This is a genomic window from Acinetobacter sp. Leaf130, assembly GCF_001423205.1.
Taxonomy (GTDB): Bacteria; Pseudomonadota; Gammaproteobacteria; order Pseudomonadales; family Moraxellaceae; genus Acinetobacter; species Acinetobacter calcoaceticus.
Window position 1 is genome coordinate 445,754 of sequence record NZ_LMOE01000005.1, and the last position, 18,965, is coordinate 464,718.

General features: G+C 41.9%; 31 protein-coding genes and 1 pseudogene. 30 read left to right on the plus strand and 2 right to left on the minus strand.

The annotated features are described in order from the left end of the window. Positions 1-4: 4 nt before the first annotated feature. Entirely contained in the window at positions 5-1,195 is a 1,191-nt protein-coding gene (locus tag ASF86_RS12670) for a PLP-dependent transferase (protein WP_056482626.1), read from the minus strand. A gap of 168 nt (positions 1,196-1,363) precedes the next feature. On the opposite strand from ASF86_RS12670, the gene ASF86_RS12675 reads away from it, so the two are divergent. The 30 genes and pseudogenes from ASF86_RS12675 (at position 1,364) to ASF86_RS12820 (ending at position 17,575) form a co-directional block, all read left to right on the plus strand. After that, positions 1,364-2,092 carry a type 1 glutamine amidotransferase gene (locus ASF86_RS12675; RefSeq protein WP_005038489.1) on the plus strand — a complete coding sequence of 243 codons (729 nt, stop codon included), beginning with the start codon at positions 1,364-1,366 and terminating at the stop codon, positions 2,090-2,092. A gap of 252 nt (positions 2,093-2,344) precedes the next feature. Further along, positions 2,345-2,656 (plus strand): 30S ribosomal protein S10, encoded by a 312-nt coding sequence (gene rpsJ, locus ASF86_RS12680; RefSeq protein WP_000070912.1) that lies wholly within the window; start codon positions 2,345-2,347, stop codon positions 2,654-2,656. A 58-nt stretch (positions 2,657-2,714) separates the two neighbouring features. Beyond that, complete coding sequence (gene rplC, locus ASF86_RS12685; RefSeq protein WP_004639526.1) at positions 2,715-3,353, plus strand: 50S ribosomal protein L3; 639 nt, start codon at positions 2,715-2,717, stop codon at positions 3,351-3,353. A gap of 11 nt (positions 3,354-3,364) precedes the next feature. Then, positions 3,365-3,967 (plus strand): 50S ribosomal protein L4, encoded by a 603-nt coding sequence (gene rplD / locus ASF86_RS12690; RefSeq protein ID WP_003653663.1) that lies wholly within the window; start codon positions 3,365-3,367, stop codon positions 3,965-3,967. After that, entirely contained in the window at positions 3,964-4,284 is a 321-nt protein-coding gene (gene rplW, locus ASF86_RS12695; protein WP_003653662.1) for a 50S ribosomal protein L23, read from the plus strand. Before rplD ends, rplW begins: the two co-directional genes overlap by 4 nt. Before the next feature lie 11 nt (positions 4,285-4,295). Then, on the plus strand, positions 4,296-5,120 hold the full coding sequence (gene rplB, locus ASF86_RS12700; RefSeq protein ID WP_004789629.1) for a 50S ribosomal protein L2: 825 nt from the start codon (positions 4,296-4,298) through the stop codon (positions 5,118-5,120). A 13-nt stretch (positions 5,121-5,133) separates the two neighbouring features. Further along, positions 5,134-5,409, plus strand: coding sequence for a 30S ribosomal protein S19 (gene rpsS / locus ASF86_RS12705; RefSeq protein ID WP_001138119.1), 276 nt, complete (start codon positions 5,134-5,136; stop codon positions 5,407-5,409). A gap of 11 nt (positions 5,410-5,420) precedes the next feature. Then, entirely contained in the window at positions 5,421-5,750 is a 330-nt protein-coding gene (rplV, locus tag ASF86_RS12710) for a 50S ribosomal protein L22 (RefSeq protein WP_004639524.1), read from the plus strand. A gap of 1 nt (position 5,751) precedes the next feature. Further along, a pseudogene (rpsC, locus tag ASF86_RS12715) lies at positions 5,752-6,568 on the plus strand (30S ribosomal protein S3). Beyond that, entirely contained in the window at positions 6,508-6,921 is a 414-nt protein-coding gene (gene rplP, locus ASF86_RS12720; RefSeq protein ID WP_002049688.1) for a 50S ribosomal protein L16, read from the plus strand. Before rpsC ends, rplP begins: the two are co-directional and overlap by 61 nt. After that, positions 6,921-7,118 carry a 50S ribosomal protein L29 gene (gene rpmC, locus ASF86_RS12725; protein ID WP_000849928.1) on the plus strand — a complete coding sequence of 66 codons (198 nt, stop codon included), beginning with the start codon at positions 6,921-6,923 and terminating at the stop codon, positions 7,116-7,118. Before rplP ends, rpmC begins: the two co-directional genes overlap by 1 nt. After that, on the plus strand, positions 7,115-7,372 hold the full coding sequence (gene rpsQ, locus ASF86_RS12730) for a 30S ribosomal protein S17 (RefSeq protein ID WP_001291845.1): 258 nt from the start codon (positions 7,115-7,117) through the stop codon (positions 7,370-7,372). Before rpmC ends, rpsQ begins: the two co-directional genes overlap by 4 nt. A gap of 92 nt (positions 7,373-7,464) precedes the next feature. Further along, positions 7,465-7,833, plus strand: coding sequence for a 50S ribosomal protein L14 (gene rplN, locus ASF86_RS12735; RefSeq protein ID WP_001982634.1), 369 nt, complete (start codon positions 7,465-7,467; stop codon positions 7,831-7,833). Between the two features lie 9 nt (positions 7,834-7,842). Continuing rightward, complete coding sequence (rplX, locus tag ASF86_RS12740; RefSeq protein ID WP_002116820.1) at positions 7,843-8,160, plus strand: 50S ribosomal protein L24; 318 nt, start codon at positions 7,843-7,845, stop codon at positions 8,158-8,160. A gap of 15 nt (positions 8,161-8,175) precedes the next feature. Further along, positions 8,176-8,712 (plus strand): 50S ribosomal protein L5, encoded by a 537-nt coding sequence (gene rplE, locus ASF86_RS12745; protein WP_003653658.1) that lies wholly within the window; start codon positions 8,176-8,178, stop codon positions 8,710-8,712. Between the two features lie 9 nt (positions 8,713-8,721). Then, positions 8,722-9,027 carry a 30S ribosomal protein S14 gene (rpsN, locus tag ASF86_RS12750; protein ID WP_003653657.1) on the plus strand — a complete coding sequence of 102 codons (306 nt, stop codon included), beginning with the start codon at positions 8,722-8,724 and terminating at the stop codon, positions 9,025-9,027. Between the two features lie 11 nt (positions 9,028-9,038). Next, positions 9,039-9,434: a 30S ribosomal protein S8 gene (gene rpsH / locus ASF86_RS12755; RefSeq protein WP_003653656.1), complete on the plus strand. Its 396-nt coding sequence runs from the start codon at positions 9,039-9,041 to the stop codon at positions 9,432-9,434. Between the two features lie 13 nt (positions 9,435-9,447). Next, on the plus strand, positions 9,448-9,981 hold the full coding sequence (rplF, locus tag ASF86_RS12760) for a 50S ribosomal protein L6 (RefSeq protein ID WP_003653655.1): 534 nt from the start codon (positions 9,448-9,450) through the stop codon (positions 9,979-9,981). Positions 9,982-9,995: 14 nt separating this feature from the next. Then, positions 9,996-10,346 carry a 50S ribosomal protein L18 gene (gene rplR / locus ASF86_RS12765; protein ID WP_003653654.1) on the plus strand — a complete coding sequence of 117 codons (351 nt, stop codon included), beginning with the start codon at positions 9,996-9,998 and terminating at the stop codon, positions 10,344-10,346. A 2-nt stretch (positions 10,347-10,348) separates the two neighbouring features. Then, positions 10,349-10,846: a 30S ribosomal protein S5 gene (gene rpsE / locus ASF86_RS12770; RefSeq protein ID WP_003653653.1), complete on the plus strand. Its 498-nt coding sequence runs from the start codon at positions 10,349-10,351 to the stop codon at positions 10,844-10,846. 6 nt (positions 10,847-10,852) lie between these two features. Then, the gene (gene rpmD / locus ASF86_RS12775; RefSeq protein WP_003653652.1) at positions 10,853-11,029 is read left to right on the plus strand and encodes a 50S ribosomal protein L30; all 177 of its coding nucleotides are present in this window, start codon (positions 10,853-10,855) and stop codon (positions 11,027-11,029) included. Between the two features lie 3 nt (positions 11,030-11,032). Then, positions 11,033-11,473 carry a 50S ribosomal protein L15 gene (gene rplO / locus ASF86_RS12780; RefSeq protein WP_056482629.1) on the plus strand — a complete coding sequence of 147 codons (441 nt, stop codon included), beginning with the start codon at positions 11,033-11,035 and terminating at the stop codon, positions 11,471-11,473. Positions 11,474-11,518: 45 nt separating this feature from the next. Next, positions 11,519-12,838 (plus strand): preprotein translocase subunit SecY, encoded by a 1,320-nt coding sequence (gene secY / locus ASF86_RS12785; RefSeq protein ID WP_171252345.1) that lies wholly within the window; start codon positions 11,519-11,521, stop codon positions 12,836-12,838. Between the two features lie 20 nt (positions 12,839-12,858). Beyond that, on the plus strand, positions 12,859-12,975 hold the full coding sequence (rpmJ, locus tag ASF86_RS12790; RefSeq protein WP_000867907.1) for a 50S ribosomal protein L36: 117 nt from the start codon (positions 12,859-12,861) through the stop codon (positions 12,973-12,975). Between the two features lie 105 nt (positions 12,976-13,080). Continuing rightward, positions 13,081-13,437, plus strand: coding sequence for a 30S ribosomal protein S13 (gene rpsM / locus ASF86_RS12795; RefSeq protein WP_004789609.1), 357 nt, complete (start codon positions 13,081-13,083; stop codon positions 13,435-13,437). A 19-nt stretch (positions 13,438-13,456) separates the two neighbouring features. After that, entirely contained in the window at positions 13,457-13,843 is a 387-nt protein-coding gene (rpsK, locus tag ASF86_RS12800; protein ID WP_001040166.1) for a 30S ribosomal protein S11, read from the plus strand. A gap of 12 nt (positions 13,844-13,855) precedes the next feature. Next, entirely contained in the window at positions 13,856-14,482 is a 627-nt protein-coding gene (gene rpsD, locus ASF86_RS12805; protein ID WP_003653643.1) for a 30S ribosomal protein S4, read from the plus strand. Between the two features lie 17 nt (positions 14,483-14,499). After that, positions 14,500-15,507 carry a DNA-directed RNA polymerase subunit alpha gene (locus ASF86_RS12810; protein WP_003653641.1) on the plus strand — a complete coding sequence of 336 codons (1,008 nt, stop codon included), beginning with the start codon at positions 14,500-14,502 and terminating at the stop codon, positions 15,505-15,507. Between the two features lie 18 nt (positions 15,508-15,525). Beyond that, entirely contained in the window at positions 15,526-15,903 is a 378-nt protein-coding gene (gene rplQ / locus ASF86_RS12815; protein ID WP_002049717.1) for a 50S ribosomal protein L17, read from the plus strand. A 181-nt stretch (positions 15,904-16,084) separates the two neighbouring features. Continuing rightward, a complete protein-coding gene (locus ASF86_RS12820; RefSeq protein ID WP_056482635.1) occupies positions 16,085-17,575 on the plus strand; it encodes a flavin-containing monooxygenase in 1,491 nt (496 codons plus the stop codon). Between the two features lie 51 nt (positions 17,576-17,626). On the opposite strand, the gene ASF86_RS12825 is transcribed toward ASF86_RS12820, so the two are convergent. Then, positions 17,627-18,799 (minus strand): acyl-CoA dehydrogenase family protein, encoded by a 1,173-nt coding sequence (locus ASF86_RS12825; protein ID WP_056482638.1) that lies wholly within the window; start codon positions 18,797-18,799, stop codon positions 17,627-17,629. Positions 18,800-18,965: the final 166 nt, after the last annotated feature.

An 18,965-nucleotide genomic window follows, 5' to 3' on the forward strand; every position in this document is an offset into this window, starting at 1 on the left:
GTTTTTACAGTTGTTTCAGTGCATTTTCGATATCTTGAATTAAATCTTGCGGATCTTCCAGTCCTATACAGAAGCGAACTAATAAACCTTGTTGTAAATGTGTATTCTCAAGTTTTCTCATCATTTTTAAATCATAAAGCATGATCAGACTAATTGGTCCTCCCCAGCTAAAACCGAGCTTAAATAACTCTAATGCATCACAGAAGCGACGTACTGCGGTAATATCATAATCTGGTTTGAAAATAACACTGACTAAGCCAGCACTTTGACCATTTGTGCAGATTTCTTGCCAATATTGATTGCCTGGGGCGGTCTCATCACTTGGATGTAGAACTTGTGCAAAGTGAGGTTGGTCTTTTAGCCATTTAAGTAAAGTTTGAGCATTGGCTGATTGTTGTTCATAGCGTAAAGACATATGAGCAAGACTGCGTTGGACTTGAGCTGCATCATCTCCTGAAACTGCAATACCTAAAATGGCATGTGTACGGAACAGACGATGATGGAGTTTATCATCACGAGTTACAATGCTACCCATTAAGATGTCACCGCCACCGCTCGGATATTTCGTTAGAGCATGGACGGTTAAGTCAACTGATAAGTGCTCATCTGAAAAATTAAAAGCATTAAACGCAAGCCCAGCTCCCCAAGTGTTATCTAAAGCTGTTAATACACCATGTTTTTTAGCTTTTTTGACTAGATTTTTAAGATCAGGGAATTCTAAAGTAACCGAACCCGCAGCCTCCAACCATAATAGTTTGCTTTTTTCAGTCGGTTGAAAACTTGAAGCGTCAATAGGGTTATATACTTTAACAATAACGCCATATTGATTTTGTAGATGATTTAAATGTTCTAGATTAGGTCCATAAATGTTGTCTGGGACCCATACTTCATCATTAGTGCTTAAAAATGCTGAGTTCACCACATTAATTGCTGATAGGCCACTCGGTGCAAGCAAACAATGCAGCCCACCTTCAATTTGTGCAATATTGTCGCCTAAGGTGAAGGTGGTGGGGGTGCCATGCGTGCCATAGCTATAGTCGTAATCATCAGTCCAATGGCGATCAAAAAGGTGCGAGGTTGACTTAAAAATAATAGTGGATGCACGAAATAAGGGTGGTTGCACTGTTTCGATAAATTGCGGAGCCTTTCTTGGTGCGTGAATGAGGCGAGTCTGGAAGTCGTTATGCTTTTTCATAGTGCGTTGCATTTTTGATAATAAAGTTAGATTAAGAGAAATTTAAGTTCTTCGCTAGATTTACGAAGTTTTATAAGACGTTTCGTTACAGTAGAGCCATAAAATAAAAACTTGGCTTTATTTTTGCAAAGACCACTACAACATTCTAACAACAATAGGTTTAAGCGCATGAAGTCGCATTTACGAGTTCACTATTTTCAACATATTGCAGGTGAGGGATTTGGAAGTTGTTACTCATTTTTAAAAGCTCATCACGCGACCATTAGTTCTACGGAGTTTTTTGCACTTCCGGTTGATCGATCACTTGAAATAGAGGCTTTGCCTAGAATCGAAGAAGTTGATTTGTTACTGGTTATGGGTGGAACGATGAGTGTAAATGATGAGGCAAATTTTCCATGGCTAAAGATAGAGAAAAGATGGTTGCGCCGTTATTTGGCAGCAGGAAAGCCTGCTATTGGTCTTTGTTTAGGGGGGCAACTGATTGCTAATGCATTGGGTGCAGCGGTGAGCCGTAATCGCTATCAGGAGCTTGGCTGGTCAACGGTCCAGAGAGTTGCAAATTTACCTCAAGAAAGCTTTCCGTTACCTGAAAAGATAAATGTTATGCAGTGGCATAGTGAGACATTTGAAATACCTAAAGGCGCTATACACTTGGCGGAGAATAGAGCTTGTCGCAATCAGATGTATCAGATTGGAAAAAATGTGCTTGGTTTTCAGTTTCATCCAGAGATGACACCAGCAGCTTTAGCGTTGTTACTTGAAGATGAAGAGGAGTTATCTATTTTTGACGGAGAATATGTCCAATCTACACGTGAACTACAGTATTCAGAAGCACAAAAATTTGAGCAAGGTAATCAACTCCTAAATAAAGCTATTGAGTTTGTAATAAATGCCTAGATGAACTCTGAATGCTCGATCAAAGCAGGTTTTGTGGAGAAAATAGAAAAAGAGAATTGCATAAGACTTAAACAATCGTTATAATGAGCGACCCTCAATAGGAGGGGCATTTACTGCGAAGAAAGTGGTAAATGTGCATTACAGTCGTGGCATCGATCATGACCTTAGTGATTTTCACTGCCTTTGACACTTACCAATGGGTGAGATGCGTCAAGGGTGATTCTTTATATGTTTGGCTTGGAGTTTACTGGTATGTCTAACCAGAGAATTCGTATCCGTTTGAAGTCTTTTGATCATCGTCTGATTGATCAATCTGCTCAAGAGATCGTAGAAACCGCTAAGCGTACTGGCGCACAAGTTTGTGGTCCAATTCCGATGCCTACTCGCATCGAACGCTTCAACGTTCTTACTTCACCGCACGTTAACAAAGATGCGCGTGACCAGTACGAAATCCGCACCTACAAACGTTTGATCGACATCGTTCAACCTACAGATAAAACTGTTGATGCATTGATGAAATTAGATCTTGCGGCTGGTGTTGATGTTCAGATCGCTTTGGGTTAAGGCTTTCGGTTGATTAACTTTTAAGTTAATTAGGCCGCTTTTTTAGAGGTTTATGCACATGGCTATTGGTTTAGTCGGTCGCAAATGTGGTATGACTCGCATCTTTACAGATGCAGGTGTTTCTGTACCTGTTACAGTCATCGAAGTCGATCCAAACCGCATTACGCAAATCAAAACACTTGAAACTGATGGTTATCAAGCTGTTCAAGTAACTACTGGTGAACGTCGCGAATCTCGCGTAACTAACGCTCAGAAAGGTCACTTTGCGAAAGCTGGTGTTGCTGCTGGTCGTTTGGTTAAAGAGTTCCGTGTTACTGAAGCTGAGCTTGAAGGTCGTGAAGTTGGCGGTACTATTGGTGTTGATTTGTTCACAGTTGGTCAAGTTGTTGACGTAACTGGTCAATCAAAAGGTAAAGGTTTCCAAGGCGGTGTTAAGCGTTGGAACTTCCGTACCCAAGACGCTACTCACGGTAACTCAGTTTCTCACCGTGTATTAGGTTCTACAGGTCAAAACCAAACTCCTGGTCGCGTGTTCAAAGGCAAAAAAATGGCTGGTCACTTAGGTGATGAACGCGTAACAGTACAAGGTCTTGAAATCGTATCTATTGACGCTGAACGTTCTGTTTTAGTTGTTAAAGGTGCAATTCCTGGTTCAACTGGCGGTGACGTGATTGTACGTCCTACCATCAAGGCCTGAGGGGAAATACCGTGAATTTGAAAACTGTTTCCGGCTCTGCTGTTGAATTGTCTGAAGTTGCTTTCGGACGTGAATTTAACGAAGCTCTTGTACACCAAGTTGTTACTGCTTATTTAGCAGGTGGTCGTCAAGGTACTCGTGCTCAGAAGTCACGTGCAGACGTTTCTGGCGGTGGTAAAAAACCATTCCGTCAAAAAGGTACTGGTCGTGCTCGTGCGGGTTCTACTCGTAGCCCTATCTGGGTTGGTGGCGGTAAAACTTTTGCTGCTCGTCCACAAGATTGGTCTCAAAAAGTAAACCGCAAAATGTACCGCGGTGCAATGCAATGTATCTTAGCTGAACTTGTTCGCCAAGATCGTCTTGTATTGGTTGAAGAGTTTGCTATTGCAGCTCCAAAAACTAAAGAATTGCTTGCTAAGCTTGGCGATTTAAATGCCGCTCGTGCATTGATCGTTACTGAAGCTGTAGATGAGAACTTATATCTTGCAGCACGCAACCTTCCGCATGTAGATGTGGTGGATGCAACTGCAATCGATCCTGTAAGCTTGATCGCGTTTGATAAAGTTGTTATGTCTGTAGCTGCTGCTAAGAAAATTGAGGTAGAACTCGGATGAACAACGAACGTATCTATCAAGTCCTTAAAGGACCAGTCTTCTCAGAAAAGGCACAAGTTTTAGGTGATACTGTTGGCGTTCAAGTATTTAAAGTGGATATTAATGCTACTAAACTTGAAGTTAAAAAAGCAGTTGAAAAACTTTTTGGCGTAGAAGTTGTTAAAGTTAACACTACTATTACTAAAGGTAAAACTAAGCGCTTTGGTAAAACATTGGGACGTCGTTCTGATGTTAAAAAAGCATACGTCACCCTGAAAGCCGGCCAAGATGTTGAAATGGCTGACTTGGGCGATACCGCTGAAAGCGCAGCGGAATAAGGACGAAAATTATGCCGATTCAAAAATGTAAGCCAACGTCTCCAGGACGTCGCTTTGTAGAGAAAGTGGTTCATGATCACCTTCACAAAGGCGCGCCTTACTCACCGTTGGTTGAAGCAAAAAAACGTACTGGTGGTCGTAATAATAACGGTCACATTACAACTCGTCACGTTGGTGGTGGTCATAAGCAACACTATCGTATCGTTGACTTTAAGCGTAATAAAGACAGCATCCCAGCTGTTGTAGAGCGCATTGAATACGATCCTAACCGTACAGCACATATTGCTTTGTTGAAATATGCTGATGGTGAGCGTCGTTATATCATTGCACCTAAAGGCTTACGTGCTGGCGATAAAGTACAATCTGGTAACGATGCTCCAATTCGTCCAGGTAACTGCTTGCCACTTCGTAACATGCCGATCGGTTCTACACTTCATAACGTTGAACTTAAAATCGGTAAGGGTGCGCAATTAGCGCGTTCTGCTGGTGCTTCTGTTCAGTTGTTGGGTCGTGATGGTTCTTACGCAATTGTTCGTCTTCGTTCAGGCGAAATGCGTAAAATTCATGTTGAATGCCGCGCTGTAATTGGTGAAGTTTCTAACCAAGAAAACAACCTTCGTTCATTGGGTAAAGCTGGTGCTGCGCGCTGGCGTGGTGTTCGTCCTACCGTACGTGGTATGGCGATGAACCCAGTTGATCACCCGCACGGTGGTGGTGAAGGGCGTAATAAAGGTATTCAACCTGTAAGCCCATGGGGTCAAAAAGCTAAAGGGTACAAGACACGTACCAATAAGCGTACGACTAAGATGATTATTCGCGACCGTCGCGTCAAGTAAAGGAATCTGACTAATGCCTCGTTCTCTGAAAAAAGGCCCATTCGTCGATGCGCACTTGTTCGCTAAGGTTGAAGCGGCTGTTGCTAGTAACTCTCGCAAGCCGATTAAAACTTGGTCTCGTCGTTCGATGATCCTTCCAGATTTTGTTGGTTTAACAATTTCTGTTCATAATGGTCGTAATCACGTTCCAGTAATTGTTACTGAGCATATGGTTGGTCATAAACTCGGTGAATTCGCGCCAACTCGTACCTATCGTGGTCACGGTGTTGACAAGAAGTCTAAACGTTAATAGGTGTCATGATGGAAGTAACTGCTAAATTACGCGGTGCCGCTATCTCGGCACAAAAGGCACGTTTGGTTGCAGATCTTATTCGCGGCAAATCTGTTGCGCATGCTTTAAATATTTTAAACTTCAGCAATAAAAAAGCTGCTGTTTTAGTAAAAAAAGCATTGGAATCTGCGATTGCAAACGCTGAACACAATAACAGTTTAGATGTTGATGATCTTAAAGTTTCTACGATTTACGTTGATGAAGGCGTTAGCCTTAAACGTATTATGCCACGTGCTAAAGGCCGTGCAGATCGTATTACTAAGCGTACTTGTCACATCACCGTTAAGGTAGGGGTTTGATATGGGTCAGAAGGTTCATCCAATCGGTATCCGCCTAGGTGTTGTGAAACGTCATAACGCTAACTGGTATGCGAGTCCGAAACAATACGCTGAATACTTGCTTAAAGATCTTCAAGTTCGTGAGTTTTTAAATAAAAAACTTAAGAATGCGATGATCAGCAACATTCTTATCGAACGTCCATCAGGTGCTGCTAAAGTAACAATTAGCACAGCTCGTCCTGGTATCGTAATCGGTAAAAAAGGCGAAGATATTGAGAAATTACAGCGCGAACTTACTAGCATTATGGGTGTTCCTGCGCAAGTAAGTATCAACGAAATTGATCGCCCAGACTTAGATGCGCGTTTAGTTGCTGAAGCAATTGCTTCTCAATTAGAAAAGCGTGTAATGTTCCGTCGTGCTATGAAGCGTGCGGTTCAAAACACTATGCGTGCTGGTGCTAAAGGTATCAAAGTTGAAGTGTCTGGCCGTTTAGGTGGTGCAGAGATTGCGCGTACTGAATGGTATCGTGAAGGTCGTGTACCTTTGCATACATTGCGTGCAGACATTGACTATGCAACTGTGCGTGCAGAAACAACTTACGGTACGATTGGTGTTAAAGTTTGGATTTTCCGTGGCGAGATTTTAGGTGGCATGAAACAAGTCATGAACCCTGCTCCTGCTGAAGATCGTCCAGCTAAACGTGGTCGTGGTCGTGGTGAAGGTCAAGAGCGTCGTGGTCGTCGCGGTGACCGTGCTGCTGACAAGGGAGAATAATCCATGTTGCAACCTAAACGTACCAAATTCCGTAAGGTGCACAAAGGCCGTAATACTGGTCTAGCGCATCGTGGTAGTACAGTATCATTTGGTTCGATTGCAATTAAAGCAACTGAACGTGGTCGTATGACTGCGCGTCAGATTGAAGCTGCACGTCGTACTATTAGCCGCCGTATTAAGCGTGGTGGTAAAATCTTTATTCGCGTATTCCCGGATAAGCCAATTACTCAAAAGCCTCTTGAAGTGCGTATGGGTAAAGGTAAGGGTAGCGTGGAATACTGGGTTTGCCAGATCCAACCAGGCAAGATCCTGTACGAAATTGAAGGTGTGAACGAAGAATTAGCGCGTGAAGCATTTGCTTTAGCTGCTGCTAAACTTCCGTTTAAAACCACTATCGTGACTCGGACGGTAATGTAATGAAAACTAAAGATTTACGTGAAAAGTCGGTAGAAGAGTTGAAAGCTTTGCTTGATGAGCAACAGCTTAACCAATTCCGTCTTCGTATGGCGAAAGCAACTGGTCAGTTGGGTAAATCGCACGAAGTGCAAGTTGCTCGTAAGACAATTGCTCGTATTAAGACACTCCTTACCGAAAAACAGGGGAACGGACAATGAGTGAAAAAACAGTCCGCACGTTAACCGGCAAAGTCGTAAGTGACAAAATGGATAAATCTATTGTTGTTCTTATTGAACGCCGCGTTCAACACCCGTTGTATGGCAAGTCAATTCGCCGTTCAACTAAGTTACACGCTCATGATGAGAATAACGTCGCTAAAATTGGTGATGTTGTAACCATTAAAGAAAGCCGCCCAATTTCTAAAACTAAAGCTTGGACTTTAGTGGAAGTAGTTGAAGCAGCTGCTGAGTAATTCGACGTTCTTGTTGCATCATCGGTCAATTTCGAGTACTCTTTGAGCCTTTCGAAATTGTGACCGGTGATGCTCGGTTTTGGAGTAGGGCAATGATTCAAACCGAAACTATGCTCGACGTAGCAGACAACAGTGGTGCTCGCCGCGTACAATGTATTAAAGTACTTGGTGGTTCACATCGTCGTTATGCTTCTGTTGGCGACATTATTAAAGTTACTGTAAAAGAAGCAATCCCACGCGCACGTGTTAAAAAAGGTGACGTGATGAATGCGGTTGTAGTTCGTACTAAATTCGGCATTCGTCGTCCAGATGGTTCTGTGATCCGTTTTGATGATAATGCTGCAGTTATCCTGAACAACAACAAAGCTCCGATTGCTACTCGTATCTTCGGACCAGTGACTCGTGAACTTCGTACTGAACAGTTCATGAAAATCATTTCATTGGCTCCTGAAGTTCTATAAGAGGCAATCATGGCTAAGATTAAAAAAGGCGATCAAGTTATTGTGATCGCAGGTAAAGAAAAAGGCAAACAGGGTACTGTATTGTCTGTTTCTGAAGACCGCGTTAAGGTTGAAGGCCTTAACTTAGTGAAGAAGCATCAAAAGCCGAATCGTGTAACTGGCGCTGAAGGCGGTATTGTTACTCAAGAAGCTTCGCTTCATATTTCAAACGTGGCAATTTTAAATGCTACAACCCAGAAGGCTGACCGTGTTGGTTACCAAGTGATTGATGGCGTGAAAACTCGCGTTTATAAATCAAATGGTGAATCAGTGGCGGTAGCGAAGTAATAGGTTGAAAAGGCGATGGCCAGACTTAAAGCACGTTACAATGATGAACTTAAAGCCAAGTTAAAAGAAGAACTTAGCGTTAAGAACGTGATGGAAATTCCACGCATCACAAAAATCACCCTAAACATGGGTGTAGGCGCAGCTGCAACTGATAAGAAATTATTAGATGGTGCTGTAGTCGACATGCAATTAATTGCTGGTCAAAAACCAGTAATTACACTTGCTCGTAAATCTATCGCAGGTTTTAAAATCCGTGATGGGTGGCCGATTGGTTGTAAAGTTACTTTACGTGGCGACCAAATGTACGAATTCTTGGATCGTTTGATCTCAATCGCAATCCCTCGTATCCGTGACTTCCGTGGTTTCTCTTCGAAATCATTTGATGGTCGTGGTAACTATTCAATGGGTTTGAAAGAGCAAATCGTTTTCCCTGAAATCGATTTCGATAAGATTGATCGTATTCGTGGTATGGATATTACTATTACTACGACTGCTCGCACCGATGACGAAGGCCGTGCGCTTATGCGTGCATTCGGCTTCCCGTTCAAATAAGAGGTCGATATGGCTAAGAAAGGTATGATTAATCGCGAATTGAAACGCGAAAAAACAGTTGCTAAATACGCTGCAAAACGTGCTGAATTAAAAGCTACAATTGCAAATGTAAACGCAACTGAAGAAGAGCGTTTCGAAGCGACGTTAAAGTTACAAGCATTGCCACGTAATGCATCTCCGGTACGTCTTCGTAACCGTTGTGGTTTAACTGGTCGTCCTCATGGTTACTTCCGTAAGTTCGGTTTAAGCCGTAACAAATTACGTGACACAGTAATGCAGGGTGATGTACCAGGCGTTGTTAAGGCAAGCTGGTAAGGAGCGACTAAATGAGTATGCAAGATACCGTTGCCGACATGCTAACACGTGTTCGTAACGCACAAATGGCTAAGAAACAAACTGTTTCTATGCCTTCTTCTAAGTTGAAAGTTGCAATTGCAAACGTTCTTCAACAAGAAGGTTATGTTTCAAATGTAGAAGTTGCTCAAGAAGAGACAAAATCTACTTTGACAATTACTTTAAAATATTTCGAAGGCAAACCAGTTATCGAAGTGGTTAAGCGCGTAAGCCGTCCAGGTCTTCGCCAATACCGCGGTAAAGATAAACTTCCAAGCGTTAAGCAAGGTTTAGGTATTGCAATTGTTTCTACAAGCAAAGGCATCATGACTGATCGCGCTGCACGTGCTGCGGGCGTTGGTGGTGAAGTTATTGCTTTTGTTTCTTAATAGGTGATTCCTCATGTCTCGTGTGGCTAAAGCCCCAGTAACTGTACCAAATGGTGTAACAGTTACTCAGAACGGCCGGCAGGTCGAAGTGAAAGGCAGCAAAGGTACGTTGTCTTTCAACCTGCATGCGCTGGTCGAGCTAAAACAGGAAGAAGGTAAACTTCAACTTGCTCCAGTTAAAGAATCGAAAGATGCTTGGATGCAAGCTGGTACTGCTCGCGCTGTATTGAATAACCTTGTAAAAGGGGTTAGTGAAGGCTTCGAACGTAAGTTGCAGCTAGTTGGTGTTGGTTATAAAGCTGCGGTTAAGGGTACTGTTGTAAACCTTAACCTTGGTTTTTCACACCCAATTGACTACGCTTTACCTGAAAGTGTAACAGCGGAAACTCCAACTGCAACTGAAATCATTTTGAAATCAGCAAACAAGCAGTTGTTAGGTCAAGTAGCGGCAGAAATCCGTGCGTATCGTTCTCCTGAACCATATAAAGGTAAAGGTGTTCGTTATTCGGATGAAGTCATTCTTCGTAAAGAAGCTAAGAAGAAATAAGGCGCGAGGTTCTTATGAACGAAAAGAAACAAACCCGTTTGCGTCGTGCGAAAAGCACACGCTTGCACATCCGTGCATTGGGTGCGACTCGTTTGTGTGTAAACCGCACTCCGCGTCACATCTATGCTCAAGTTATTTCAGCAGATGGTGGCAAAGTTTTAGCACAAGCTTCAACTTTGGATGCATCTTTACGTAGCGGTACTACAGGTAATGTAGATGCGGCTACTAAAGTAGGTGCTTTAATCGCAGAGCGCGCGAAAGCAGCTGGTGTAACTAAAGTTGCATTTGACCGTTCTGGTTTTAAATATCATGGTCGTATCAAAGCCTTGGCTGATGCTGCTCGTGAAAACGGCTTGGAGTTCTAATCATGGCTAAAGTTGAACAAAACGAAGGTCTTGTTGAAAAGCTGGTTGCCGTTGATCGTGTAGCCAAAGTTGTTAAGGGCGGTCGTATCTTCTCTTTCACAGCATTAACTGTTGTGGGTGATGGTAATGGTCGTGTTGGTTTTGGTCGTGGTAAAGCGCGTGAAGTTCCAGCTGCTATTTCTAAAGCACTTGAAGCTGCACGTCGCAACATGATTACTGTAGACCTTGCTGGTACTACTTTACAACACCCTGTGAATGCTCGTCATGGTGCAAGCCGTGTATACATGCAACCTGCTTCTGAAGGTACTGGCGTAATCGCTGGTGGCGCAATGCGTGCCGTTCTAGAAGCTGCAGGCGTGCATAACGTACTTGCTAAATGTTATGGTTCTACTAATGCTGCTAACGTAGTAAACGCAACTTTCAAAGGTTTGCGTGATATGACTTCTCCTGAGAAAGTCGCTGCGAAACGTGGTAAATCAGTAGCAGAAATTCAAGGGTAATCAATCATGAAAACGATTAAAGTTACCCAGACTAAATCTTCTTCACATCGCTTGAAAAATCACAAGCTTTGCTTACAAGGTTTAGGTCTGCGTCGTATTGGTCATACTGTAGAAGTGCAAGATACGCCTTCTAACCGCGGTATGGTCAACAAAGTCTACTATATGGTTAGTGTAGAGGAATAAGCCATGACTCTGCGTTTAAATGAGCTTGCGCCTGCAGAAGGTGCAAAACGTGAAAACCGTCGTTTAGGCCGTGGTATCGGTTCTGGCGTTGGTAAGACCGGTGGCCGTGGTGTCAAAGGTCAAAAATCACGTAAAAGTGGTGGCGTTCGTCCAGGCTTTGAAGGCGGTCAAACAGCGATTTATCGTCGTTTACCTAAATTCGGTTTCACTAGCCAAATCGCTTTAAAAACTGCTGAAGTACGTTTATCTGAGTTAAACAAAGTTGAAGGCGACATCGTTAGCCTAGAAACTTTGAAAGCTGCGAATGTTGTTCGTCGTGACCAAATTCGTGCTCGTATCGTACTTTCTGGTGAAATCACTCGTGCATTCACTGTTCAAGGTGTTGCATTGACTAAAGGCGCTAAAGCTGCGATTGAAGCAGCTGGCGGCAAAGTCGAGGAGTAATCTCGAGTGTCTATGTCTCCTAGTTCTTCAGGTCATGTCAACATGATGAAAGGTCAGCCATTTCACGTGAAATATCGTGAAATTATTCGCCGGATGAGTTTTCTAATCGGTGCATTGCTGGTCTTTCGACTAGGAGCGCATATTCCAGTACCAGGCATTAATAATGCTGCGTTAGAAAATTTATTTCATGCGAACCAAGGAACTATTCTTGGGCTATTCAATATGTTTTCTGGCGGTGCTTTAGAGCGAATGTCTATTCTTGCTTTAGGGATTATGCCTTACATTTCTGCATCAATTATTGTGCAGTTAATGTCTACGGTAATTCCTTCACTAGAAGCCTTGAAAAAGGAAGGTGAGCAAGGTAAGCGTAAAATTAATCAATATACGCGTCAGGGTACATTATTGCTTGCAGTGGTTCAGGCAGTTGGTATGTGCGCAGGTTTGATTGGTCAGGGTATCACTCTGTCAGTTGGTCTTGAGTTTTATATACCAGCAGTTACATCACTTGTCGCTGGAACTATGTTCTTAATGTGGCTAGGTGAACAAATCACTGAAAGAGGTATTGGTAACGGTATCTCAATGATTATTTTTGCTGGTATTGTTTCTGGTTTGCCTAAATTAATTATGCAATCAGTTTCATCAGTAGATAATGGTCAGACAAGTTTAATTGGTCTTGTGATCTTTGGTCTTTTGTCTTTAGGCGTGTTGGCTGCGATTGTGTTTATTGAAAAAGCACAACGTCGTATTCCAGTAAACTATGCACAAAAGCAGCAAGGTCGTCGTATATTTACGGCACAGCAGACACATTTGCCATTGAAAATTAATATGGCTGGTGTGATTCCTGCGATTTTTGCAAGTTCTTTACTATTGTTCCCAGCGAGTCTTGGTCAATGGGTAGGAAGTGCAGATGCAAATGCTGGATTAATTAAGCGTAGCTTACAAGATTTAGCTTTAGTATTGTCGCCTGGACAGCCTTTGTATTTGGTGCTCTTTGGTGCGTTAATTATCTTTTTCTGTTACTTTTATACGGCTTTAGTATTTAGCCCTAAGGAAGTATCAGAAAATCTAAAACGCAGCGGAGCTTATGTGCCTGGTATTCGCCCAGGTGAGCAAACTGCTCGTTACTTAGATCATATTCTTAATCGTTTGACGTTTATTGGTGCGATTTATATTACGGTCATTTGTTTAATGCCAATGATTCTACAAAGTTCTTTTGGGATCCCATTCTCTTTGGGTGGTACATCATTACTAATCGTAGTTGTCGTTGTTATGGACTTTATGGCTCAGCTACAAGCGCACTTAACATCTCATCAATATGATAATCAAACATTAATGAGAAAAACGACTGCTCATCCTAAGGGATAAGCGCACTTAGAGGTTTCATCATGAAAGTACAAGCTTCTGTAAAGAAAATTTGTGGTAGCTGTAAAGTTATCCGTCGTAATGGGGTTATTCGCGTAATTTGTAGCGCAGAACCTCGTCATAAGCAGCGTCAAGGTTAATCTAATCAAGACCTGTTGATTTCAGTAGGCGAATTGGGTTAATATCCGCCCCTCAAGATTTTGTGGGGCGGTTGATTATCTCTACTGCCTTTTTGGAGAAAGTGAATGGCTCGTATTGCCGGTGTAAACATTCCGGATAACAAGCATGCTGTTATCTCCCTCACTTACATCTTTGGTGTCGGTCGCCATACTGCTAAGAATATCTTAGCTACAGTTGGTATTACTGAAACTACTAAGATCCGTGAGTTGGACGATGCTCAGCTCGATGCGATTCGTGCAGAAGTTGCTAAGGTTCCTACCGAAGGTGACTTGCGTCGCGAAATTTCCATGAACATTAAACGTTTAATGGATTTGGGTTGCTATCGCGGCCTTCGCCATCGTCGCAGCTTGCCTGTCCGTGGTCAACGCACCAAAACTAACGCACGTACCCGTAAAGGTCCGCGCAAACCGATTAAAAAGTAAGATTTCTGGAAGCTAAAAGATGGCTAAAGATACTCGCACACGCAAGAAGGTCACTCGTACCGTCTCTGAAGGTGTTGCACACATTCACGCGTCTTTTAATAACACCATTGTTACGATTACTGATCGTCAAGGTAATGCATTGGCTTGGGCCACCTCTGGTGGACAAGGCTTCCGTGGTTCACGTAAATCAACTCCGTTTGCTGCTCAGGTAGCTGCTGAAGTTGCTGGTAAAGCAGCTTTAGATTACGGTTTGAAAAATCTGGATGTCCTTGTAAAAGGTCCTGGTCCAGGTCGTGAGTCTGCGGTTCGTGCATTAGGCGCAGTGGGTTATAAAATTAACAGCATTACCGATGTGACGCCAATTCCTCACAACGGTTGCCGTCCACCTAAAAAACGTCGCGTGTAAGGAGAAACATTCATGGCTCGTTATATTGGTCCAAAATGCAAACTCTCTCGCCGCGAAGGGACAGACCTGCAACTTAAATCTGGCGTTAAACCATTTGACGTCAAAACTAAAAAAGCTAACAAAGCACCTGGTCAACATGGTCAGGCACGCGGTGGTAAGCAATCTGAGTATTCACTACAATTACGTGAAAAACAAAAAGTCCGTCGTATTTACGGTGTGTTAGAACGTCAATTTAGTAACTACTATAAAGAAGCAGCTCGTGTTAAAGGCGCAACAGGTGAGAACTTGTTGAAATTGCTTGAAAGCCGTCTTGATAACGTTGTTTATCGCATGGGTTTTGGTTCTACACGTGCAGAAGCTCGTCAGTTAGTAAGTCACCGTAGCATTACTTTGAATGGTCGTCGTGTAAACATCGCATCTATTCAAGTTAAAGCTGGTGATGTAATTGCGGTTCACGAAGGTGCTAAACAACAATTGCGTATTAAAAACGCGATTGAGTTAGCTGCACAACGTGGTATTCCGGCTTGGATGGATGTTGATCATTCTAAGCTTGAAGGTACGTTTAAAGCTGCACCAGATCGTGCTGATTTACCTGCTGAAATCAATGAAAGCTTGATTGTAGAATTGTATTCTAAATAATCCTTGAGGTAGCAATAATGACGCGTACTGCAAACGAGTTTCTAACTCCGCAAGCGATCAAGGTCGAAGCGGTTAGCGGGACCTCGGCAAAAGTGATTCTAGAACCTTTAGAGCGTGGTTTTGGTCACACTCTAGGGAATGCTTTACGTCGCATTCTATTGTCTTCTTTACCTGGCGCTGCTGTGGTTGAAGTTGAGATAGAAGGTGTCGAGCACGAGTACAGTACTTTAGAAGGCTTGCAGCAGGACATCGTCGAGCTCTTGCTGAACCTAAAAGGATTGTCTATTAAGCTGTTCGATCAAAATGAAGCATATTTAACATTAGAGAAACAAGGTCCTGGCGAAATTACTGCTGCTGACCTTCGTTTACCTCATAATGTTGAAGTGGTTAATCCAGAACATTTAATAGGTACTTTGAGTGCTTCAGGCTCATTAAAAATGCGCTTGAAGGTTGCTCAAGGTCGTGGTTATGAAACATCTGATTCTCGTTTCCCTGAAGGTGAAACACGTCCTGTTGGTCGTTTGCAATTAGATGCTTCTTATAGCCCGATTAAGCGTGTTTCTTACACCGTTGAAAATGCGCGTGTAGAACAACGTACCGATTTAGATAAACTGGTAATCGACCTCGAGACAAATGGAACGGTTGATCCTGAAGAAGCAATCCGCAAAGCGGCAACAATCTTGCAACAACAAATTGCAATTTTTGTTGATCTTCAGAAAGACCAAACTCCAGTTGCTCAAGAGCCTCGTGAAGAAGTTGACCCAATCTTGCTTCGCCCAGTAGATGATCTAGAGCTTACTGTTCGTTCTGCTAACTGTTTGAAAGCAGAAAATATTTACTACATTGGTGATCTTGTTCAACGTACTGAAGTTGAGTTGTTAAAAACTCCTAACCTTGGTAAAAAATCGTTAACAGAGATCAAAGATGTTTTGGCATCGAAAGGCTTACAACTCGGTATGCGTCTTGAAAACTGGCCACCAGCTAGTCTTCGTATGGACGACCGTTTTGCCTATCGTAGCCGTTAATTAAGTAGGACTATCACCATGCGTCATCGTAATAGTGGTGTGAAATTAGGCCGTACAAGCAGCCATCGTAAAGCGATGTTCCAAAACTTGGCTAATTCTTTATTTGAACACGAGTTGATCAAAACAACTGTGCCTAAAGCTAAAGAATTACGTCGTGTTGCTGAGCCTTTAATCACTCTAGCAAAAAACGATACTGTAGCAAATCGTCGTTTAGCATTTGCTCGTACTCGTAATGCTGCAACTGTAGGTAAATTATTTACCGTACTCGGCCCTCGTTACAAAGAACGTAACGGCGGTTATCTACGTGTTCTTAAAGCGGGCTTCCGTGCTGGTGATGCAGCGCCGATGGCTTACGTTGAGCTTGTAGATCGTGAAGTGAACACTTCAGCTGAATAATTGATTTTATTCAAAAAAGACCGGTTTTATACCGGTCTTTTTTATTTCTGTTAATTAATAAAATTATAAAAATGTCCCCAAGTGACATAAAAAAACGGATAAACGGTCAAACTTGACATTGTGTATTGTCAAAATTGTGCTTTAATAAACTTATATTCTCAACAATGGGTATAAAAATAAAATGGAAAAGCAAGTTGATATTTTAATCATTGGCGCAGGTATCTCAGGAATTGGAATTGCTGCCCATTTATCAAAAAATTCTCCACAACGCCAATTTGAAATTTTAGAGCGTCGTGAATCTTTTGGTGGAACATGGGATCTTTTCCGTTATCCAGGCATTCGCTCAGACTCAGATATGTCCACATTTGGTTTTAATTTTAAACCATGGTGTAAAGCGAATGTATTAGCTGATGGTGCTTCTATTAAAGGGTATTTAGGCGAAGTAATTGATGAATATAAATTAAAAGAAAAAATTCACTTTGGTCATCGTGTACTTTCTGCTAATTATGATTCTGAATCAAAAAAATGGCAGGTTGTAATTGAAGATAGCAAGAAAAAACAACAGACTTGGATTGCTAATTTTGTTGTAGGGTGTACTGGTTATTATAATTATGATCAAGGATATGCGCCTTCTTTCCCAAATCAAGATGCATTTAAAGGGCAACTCATTCACCCACAGCATTGGCCTGAAAACTTAGATTACACAGGTAAAAAAGTCGTTATTATTGGTAGTGGCGCAACTGCAATTACTTTAGTACCGGCAATGGCTAAAGGTGGCGCTGGTCATGTCACTATGTTGCAGCGTTCACCAACGTATATTGCTAGTGTGCCGTCTATCGACTTCGTTTATGAAAAAACGCGTAAATTTATGTCTGAGGAAACAGCGTATAAATTTACCCGCGCACGTAATATTGGTATGCAGCGCGCTATTTATGCATTATCGCAGAAACATCCAAAGACTGTTCGTCGTTTACTCTTAAAAGCAATTGAAGTGCAGTTGAAGGGTAAGGTAGATATGAAGCATTTTACACCTTCGTATAACCCTTGGGATCAACGTTTGTGTGTGGTACCTGATGGCGATTTGTTTAAAATTTTGCGTGAAGGTAAAGCAAGCGTAGAAACTGATCAGATTGAGAAATTTACCGAAAAAGGTATTCTACTTAAATCTGGTAAACACCTTGATGCTGATATTGTTGTTTCTGCAACAGGCTTACAAGTTCAGATTATGGGTGGTGTTCAGGCGACTATTGATGGGAAAGCAATTAATTCATCTGAGCATATGCTTTATAACGGTGTGATGTTAAGTGATGTACCAAACATGGCTATGATTATTGGTTATGTAAATGCATCGTGGACCCTTAAAGTTGATATCGCTGCGGAATATATTTGTCGCTTGTTAAATTATATGGATAAAAATCACTATGATGAAGTGATTCCATCTGGTGATAAAACTGAAATGGAAGAAGATACTGTAATGGGTAAATTGTCTTCAGGTTATATTAGCCGTGCGGCCCATGAACTTCCAAAACAGGGTAAGCATGCTCCATGGCAAGTGACTAATAACTATTTAGAAGATAGAAAGTCGCTGAAAAATTCAAAATTTGAAGATGGTGTTCTACATTTTCATAAACGTTCAGAAGCTAATGAGCGCAAGCCAAAATTAGTATCTTAATAGATATTAGATAAAGAAAAGGGGCTTAATGCCCCTTTTCTTATGAAGGTATTAAAGTGTTCTTGAAATTAACTCTTTCATGATTTCATTGGTACCTGCATAAATTCGATTTGCTCGATGATCTATGTAGGCACGCGCTATTGGATATTCAAGCATGTAACCATAGCCACCATGCAATTGAAGACACTCATCTACAACTTTTGAGAACATGTCTGAAATTTTATATTTAGCAGCTGCGGCAGCTTCCACACTCAATTTTTCTTCAAGTTGTAATTCCATACAACGATCTAGATAGGTACGGCAGAAATCTATTTCTGTTCTAAGTTCAGCAAGTTTAAAACGCGTATTTTGAAATGCACTAACAGGTTTGCCAAATGCTTTACGGTCTTTTGCATATTGGACAGTATGCGCAAATGCCGCTTCAGCTCCTGCCTGACAAATAATAGCAACTAGCATTCGTTCCCAAGCTAACTCTTTCATGAGCATAATAAAGCCCATGCCTTCCATACCTAAAAGATTTTCTTTAGGAACACGAACGTTATCAAAAAACAATTCGCACGTATCTTGACCTTTCATTCCAATTTTATTCAGAGGCTTACCTTTACTAAAGCCCGCTCGGTCTGCTTCAACAATAATGAGTGATAAGTTTGCTGAACCTTTGTCGTTATTACCCGTTTTACAAACCACTACGACCATGTCACATAAGTAGCCATTGGTAATGAAAATTTTAGAACCATTAATGACGTAATCATCACCATCAAGTACAGCTGTGGTTCTTACTGCTTGTAAATCAGAACCAGTACCAGGCTCAGTCATGGCAATAGCCGTGACCACTTCTCCTGTTGCCATTTCTGGTAACCACTTTTGTTTTTGTTCTTCATTACCAAAGTTGTTCACATAATTGGCAACAATATCTGAATGCAAAGAAAAGCCCGTACTCGAATCCATAGCATAAGCTTGCTCTTCAATTAAGATCATACTGTACAAGCGGTCTACTCCAGACCCACCATATTGCTCTGGCATTGTGGTACACAAGAGGCCTAATTCTCCGGCCTTATTCCAAAGGTCTCGATCAACATGTTGCTGTTTTTCATATTTTTCAATATTGGGAACAACTTCTTTTTCATAAAATTTACGAACTGTTTCGCGGAATGCCTCATGTTCTTCGTTAAATAGTTGTCTCGGTAACATATTTGGAATGGGACGGATAGCACCAGATTGCATTTGTATTTCTTCCTTGGTTCAGGTGTGATGTTATGAACTTAAACATACGGAAGCCTTGCTTATGTAACAATGTGATGAATGCTCAATTATGAATACAAGATGATAAATTTGGTCAATTTGATATTTTTAGCGATCTTTGGAATGTGATCAGGTAAACTAAGCGCAC

Excerpts from the sequence above, each read along its gene's own strand:
- ASF86_RS12670 (WP_056482626.1), bottom strand. The coding sequence starts at position 1,195 with ATGAAAAAGCATAACGACTTCCAGACTCGCCTCATTCACGCACCAAGA.
- ASF86_RS12675 (WP_005038489.1), top strand. The coding sequence starts at position 1,364 with ATGAAGTCGCATTTACGAGTTCACTATTTTCAACATATTGCAGGTGAG.
- rpsJ (WP_000070912.1), top strand. The coding sequence starts at position 2,345 with ATGTCTAACCAGAGAATTCGTATCCGTTTGAAGTCTTTTGATCATCGT.
- rplC (WP_004639526.1), top strand. The coding sequence starts at position 2,715 with ATGGCTATTGGTTTAGTCGGTCGCAAATGTGGTATGACTCGCATCTTT.
- rplW (WP_003653662.1), top strand. The coding sequence starts at position 3,964 with ATGAACAACGAACGTATCTATCAAGTCCTTAAAGGACCAGTCTTCTCA.
- rplB (WP_004789629.1), top strand. The coding sequence starts at position 4,296 with ATGCCGATTCAAAAATGTAAGCCAACGTCTCCAGGACGTCGCTTTGTA.
- rpsS (WP_001138119.1), top strand. The coding sequence starts at position 5,134 with ATGCCTCGTTCTCTGAAAAAAGGCCCATTCGTCGATGCGCACTTGTTC.
- rplV (WP_004639524.1), top strand. The coding sequence starts at position 5,421 with ATGGAAGTAACTGCTAAATTACGCGGTGCCGCTATCTCGGCACAAAAG.
- rplP (WP_002049688.1), top strand. The coding sequence starts at position 6,508 with ATGTTGCAACCTAAACGTACCAAATTCCGTAAGGTGCACAAAGGCCGT.
- rpmC (WP_000849928.1), top strand. The coding sequence starts at position 6,921 with ATGAAAACTAAAGATTTACGTGAAAAGTCGGTAGAAGAGTTGAAAGCT.
- rpsQ (WP_001291845.1), top strand. The coding sequence starts at position 7,115 with ATGAGTGAAAAAACAGTCCGCACGTTAACCGGCAAAGTCGTAAGTGAC.
- rplN (WP_001982634.1), top strand. The coding sequence starts at position 7,465 with ATGATTCAAACCGAAACTATGCTCGACGTAGCAGACAACAGTGGTGCT.
- rplX (WP_002116820.1), top strand. The coding sequence starts at position 7,843 with ATGGCTAAGATTAAAAAAGGCGATCAAGTTATTGTGATCGCAGGTAAA.
- rplE (WP_003653658.1), top strand. The coding sequence starts at position 8,176 with ATGGCCAGACTTAAAGCACGTTACAATGATGAACTTAAAGCCAAGTTA.
- rpsN (WP_003653657.1), top strand. The coding sequence starts at position 8,722 with ATGGCTAAGAAAGGTATGATTAATCGCGAATTGAAACGCGAAAAAACA.
- rpsH (WP_003653656.1), top strand. The coding sequence starts at position 9,039 with ATGAGTATGCAAGATACCGTTGCCGACATGCTAACACGTGTTCGTAAC.
- rplF (WP_003653655.1), top strand. The coding sequence starts at position 9,448 with ATGTCTCGTGTGGCTAAAGCCCCAGTAACTGTACCAAATGGTGTAACA.
- rplR (WP_003653654.1), top strand. The coding sequence starts at position 9,996 with ATGAACGAAAAGAAACAAACCCGTTTGCGTCGTGCGAAAAGCACACGC.
- rpsE (WP_003653653.1), top strand. The coding sequence starts at position 10,349 with ATGGCTAAAGTTGAACAAAACGAAGGTCTTGTTGAAAAGCTGGTTGCC.
- rpmD (WP_003653652.1), top strand. The coding sequence starts at position 10,853 with ATGAAAACGATTAAAGTTACCCAGACTAAATCTTCTTCACATCGCTTG.
- rplO (WP_056482629.1), top strand. The coding sequence starts at position 11,033 with ATGACTCTGCGTTTAAATGAGCTTGCGCCTGCAGAAGGTGCAAAACGT.
- secY (WP_171252345.1), top strand. The coding sequence starts at position 11,519 with ATGAAAGGTCAGCCATTTCACGTGAAATATCGTGAAATTATTCGCCGG.
- rpmJ (WP_000867907.1), top strand. The coding sequence starts at position 12,859 with ATGAAAGTACAAGCTTCTGTAAAGAAAATTTGTGGTAGCTGTAAAGTT.
- rpsM (WP_004789609.1), top strand. The coding sequence starts at position 13,081 with ATGGCTCGTATTGCCGGTGTAAACATTCCGGATAACAAGCATGCTGTT.
- rpsK (WP_001040166.1), top strand. The coding sequence starts at position 13,457 with ATGGCTAAAGATACTCGCACACGCAAGAAGGTCACTCGTACCGTCTCT.
- rpsD (WP_003653643.1), top strand. The coding sequence starts at position 13,856 with ATGGCTCGTTATATTGGTCCAAAATGCAAACTCTCTCGCCGCGAAGGG.
- ASF86_RS12810 (WP_003653641.1), top strand. The coding sequence starts at position 14,500 with ATGACGCGTACTGCAAACGAGTTTCTAACTCCGCAAGCGATCAAGGTC.
- rplQ (WP_002049717.1), top strand. The coding sequence starts at position 15,526 with ATGCGTCATCGTAATAGTGGTGTGAAATTAGGCCGTACAAGCAGCCAT.
- ASF86_RS12820 (WP_056482635.1), top strand. The coding sequence starts at position 16,085 with ATGGAAAAGCAAGTTGATATTTTAATCATTGGCGCAGGTATCTCAGGA.
- ASF86_RS12825 (WP_056482638.1), bottom strand. The coding sequence starts at position 18,799 with ATGCAATCTGGTGCTATCCGTCCCATTCCAAATATGTTACCGAGACAA.